The sequence below is a fragment of the Tritonibacter sp. SIMBA_163 genome (assembly GCF_046535935.1).
In the GTDB taxonomy this organism is placed as follows: domain Bacteria; phylum Pseudomonadota; class Alphaproteobacteria; order Rhodobacterales; family Rhodobacteraceae; genus Epibacterium; species Epibacterium scottomollicae.
This window is the reverse complement of sequence record NZ_JAWJBP010000602.1, coordinates 1-264: the sequence shown is the minus strand read 5'-3', so window position 1 is coordinate 264 and position 264 is coordinate 1. Positions and strand designations below refer to the sequence as shown.

At 44.7% G+C, this 264-nt stretch carries 1 protein-coding gene; it reads left to right on the top strand.

Annotated features, from left to right (window positions below; genetic code table 11):
- Positions 1 to 35 precede the first annotated feature (35 nt).
- The coding region (locus R0J92_RS23715; RefSeq protein WP_411053480.1) for a DUF3168 domain-containing protein at positions 36 to 264 on the top strand (229 nt) is incomplete at its 3' end.

Sequence of the window (264 nt, the reverse complement as noted above, 5' to 3'; positions counted from 1 at the left end):
GGCCGTTACAGGCTGCTATATTTGAAAGGCTATCTATGGATAAGCGGTTAAACGAACGTGTCACAGGCGTTTTTGATGCGGTTTCCAAAGATACTAAAAAGCCTTATGTCTCAATGGGTGATGACGATGTGTCCTTATTTGAGACAAAAACATCTGCTGGCGAGGTTGTAAACGTGGTTTTACACTGCTGGTCAGATTACAACGGAAAAAAGGAAGCGCAGCAGGTCATAGACCTCATGTTGCAAGCATTGACCAAAAGGCCCC